The sequence below is a fragment of the Streptomyces sp. bgisy130 genome, from assembly GCF_057708345.1.
The window spans coordinates 1-3,271 of record NZ_JBYISA010000096.1; the positions used below are offsets into that span (position 1 = coordinate 1).

At 73.6% G+C, this 3,271-nt stretch carries 3 protein-coding genes; all 3 read left to right on the forward strand.

Features of this window, described 5'->3' with window-relative positions; genetic code table 11:
- Positions 1 to 199 (forward strand): ferredoxin (locus AC3EUV_RS38190; protein WP_432146300.1); only part of this gene is annotated, 199 nt, incomplete at its 5' end.
- Between the two features lie 2 nt (positions 200 to 201).
- Positions 202 to 2,289: an acetate--CoA ligase family protein gene (locus AC3EUV_RS38195; protein WP_432146299.1), complete on the forward strand. Its 2,088-nt coding sequence runs from the start codon at positions 202 to 204 to the stop codon at positions 2,287 to 2,289.
- Positions 2,267 to 3,271: acyl-CoA dehydrogenase family protein (locus tag AC3EUV_RS38200; RefSeq protein WP_435604884.1), on the forward strand; the 1,005-nt coding region annotated here is incomplete at its 3' end. The genes AC3EUV_RS38195 and AC3EUV_RS38200, both read left to right, overlap by 23 nt.

Here is a 3,271-nt window from a genome sequence, read left to right on the forward strand (position 1 = left end):
GACCGCCGTGAAACTCCGTCTCGACGCCACCCGCTGCCAGGGCTACGGCCTGTGCCAGGAACCCGCACCGGAACTCATCGACCTCGACGACTTCGGCTACGCCGCCGTCGTCGCCGACCCCGCGCCGGGCGCCTCCGAGGACGCCGCCCGGGCCGCCGCCGACATCTGCCCCAACTCCGCGCTCCGGCTGGAGAGGTGACCATGGGACGTGATCTGTCGGCCCTGTTCGACCCGAAGTCGGTCGCGGTGGTCGGTGCCAGTGACGACCCGGCCAAGTACGGCCACGCGGTCGCCGCCCAGGCCCTGCGGGCACCCGGCCGCCGGCCCGTCCACCTCGTGAACCGCCGTGGCGGCACGGTCCTCGGGCGCACCACCGCCACCTCACTCGCCGCGATCGGCGAACCGGTCGAACTCGTGGTGATCTCCGTACCGGGCCCCGGCTTCGAGGCCGCCGTCGACGACGCGCTCGCCTGCGGCGCCCGGGCCATCGTCGGCATCACCGCCGGCTTCGCCGAGACCGGCCCCGCCGGGCTGGCCCGCCAACAGGCCATCGCCGACCGGGTACGCGCCGCCGGCGCCGTCCTCGTCGGCCCCAACTGCCTCGGGATCGCCGACAACACCACCGAGCTCTATCTCGCCTCGGACCGCTTCGCGCCCGGCGGCATCGCCCTGCTGAGCCAGAGCGGCAACCTCGCGCTGGAACTCCAACTCCGCTGCGCCCCCCACGGGTTGGGCTTCTCCCGGTTCGTCTCGCTGGGCAACCAGGCCGATGTCACCCTCGTCGATCTCATCGAGGACGCCGCCCGGCACGACGCCACCCGGGCCATCGCCGTCTACGCGGAGGACTTCGGCGACGGCCGGGCCTTCGCCGAGGCGGCCGCCGCGGCGGGCAAACCGGTGGTCCTGCTCACCGCCGGACGGGGCACCGCCTCCGCGCGCAGCGCGCAGTCCCACACCGGCGCCCTGACCACCTCCGCCGATGTCGTGGCCGCCGCCTGCCGGGACGCGGGCGTCGAACTGGTCGCCACACCCCATGAGATGACCCTCGTCCTCGCCGCGCTGAACGGGGGGCGGCGCGCCACCGGACACCGCACCGCTGTCTGTACGGACGGCGGCGGCCACGGTGCCATCGCCGCCGACGCCGTCGAAGCGGCCGGGCTGGCCGTGCCCGAACTCGGCCCCGCCGCACAGCGACAGCTCAGGACGCTGCTGTGGGACCAGTCCGCGGTGGGCAACCCCGTCGACCTCGCCGGTATGGGAGAGCAGAACCCGCACTCCTACGGCGACACCGTCGGTGCCCTGCTCGCCCTGGACGAGGTCGACTCCGTCCTGCTGACCGGATACTTCGGCGGCTACTCGGCGGCGACCGGCGGCCTGGGCGGCCCGGCGGCCGAGAGCGGCACCGCGGGCGGCGGGAGCGCGCTCGCCGCGGGCGAGCTGGAGACCGCACACCAGATGGCCGGCCATGCGGCGCGGACCGCCAAACCCCTGGTGGTGCAGTCGATGTTCCCGGACGCCCCCAGCTGCCGGACGCTGGTCGAGGCGGGCATACCGGTGTTCGCCGGTACCGAGGACGCGGCCCGCGCGCTGGCGGCCATGACCGTGACCGAGGCGGCCGGCCCGCCCGGCGTCCGTCCGCTGCCACCGGCCGCGGCGCCGCTGCGCGACCCCGGCTACCACGGCGTACGGACGCTGCTGAGCGCCGCCGAAGTACCCTTCCCCGAGGCCCGCGAGATCACCGATGAGGCCCAACTGCTCGCCGCCGCCGACGCGTTCGAGGGCCCCTACGTCCTCAAGGCCCTCCACCTCCTGCACAAGTCCGACGCCGGCGGGGTCGCGCTGGGGCTGCCGGACCGGTCCGCGCTCGTCACCGCCTTCCGGGAGATGCACGCCCGGCTCGGCGCCGGCTCCTACTCGGTCGAGGCGATGGCCGATCTGACGGACGGCGTCGAGCTGATCGTGGGGGTGAACCGCGACCCCCGGTTCGGCCCGGTCGCCATGGTCGGCCTGGGCGGGGTGCTCACGGAGGCACTGCACGATGTCGCCTTCGCCCTGGCGCCCGTCCCGGCGGCCCGCGCCGAACAGCTGCTGACCGGGCTGCGGACCGCCGCGCTCCTCAAGGGCGTCCGTGGCCGGCCCCCGGTCGACCTGGCGGCCGCCGCAGCCGTCATCGAGCGGCTCACCACCCTCGCCGCCGCCCACCCCGAGATCACGGAGATCGAGGTCAACCCCCTGCTCGTCCGCCCGGACGGCGCCCTCGCCCTCGATGCCCGCGCCGTACTGGCCTGACGCCCCGCCCGCCGTCCCGGAGGACACCATGGACTTCCGCTACACCCCCCGACAGGCCGACCTCAAGGCCCGCGCCGCCGCCTACACCGAACTCCTCATCCGGTACGAGAACCAGGCCGAGGAGGCCGGCGGACCGCTGCCTTCCGACACCGTCCGCGAGCTGACCCGGGCCGCGATCGACGCCGGCGTCTACGCCATCAACATGCCCGAGAAGTGGGGCGGCCCGGGACTGTCGCTGCTCGACCAGGTCATCGTCGAGGAGGAATTCGGCAAGGTCACCAACTGCCTGTGGGACATCCCCTGGCGGCCCGCCAACGTGCTGGCGTACGGCACCGAGTCCCAGCGCGAGAAGTACCTGCTCCCCGTCATCCGGGGCGAGCGCTTCGACGCCTTCGCGGTGACCGAACCCGGCGCGGGATCGGACCCCTCCTCGGGCACCAGCACCGCCACCCGGACCGACGGCGGCTGGCTGCTGAACGGCGAGAAGTGGTTTGTGACCTGCGGTGACATCGCCGACTTCCTGCTGGTGCAGGCCGACGCCGGCCCGGAGCGGGCCGCCACCCTGTTCTTCGTCGACAAGCAGGCGCCGGGCGTACGGATGTCCCGGGTGCCACGGTTCATGCACTCCGCCGTGAACGGGCACCCCGAGTTCACCTTCACCGATGTCTTCGTGCCCGACGACGATGTCCTCGGCGGTGTCGGCAACGGCTATGAACTCACCAAGGAATGGTTCACCGACGAACGGCTGATGATCGCCGCCCGGACGACCGGAGCCGCCGAGCGGGCCCTGCAACTCGCCCGGGACTGGGCGGTGGAGCGCAAGCAGTTCGGGTCCCCGATCGCCGACTTCCAGCTGGTGCAGGGGATGCTGGCGGACTGCGCGGTCGATATCGCGGTCAACCGGGCCTACACCCACCAGGTTGCCTGGGAGGCCGACCAGCCGGGCGCCGACCCCAAGGCGCTGCACGCCAAGGCATCCACG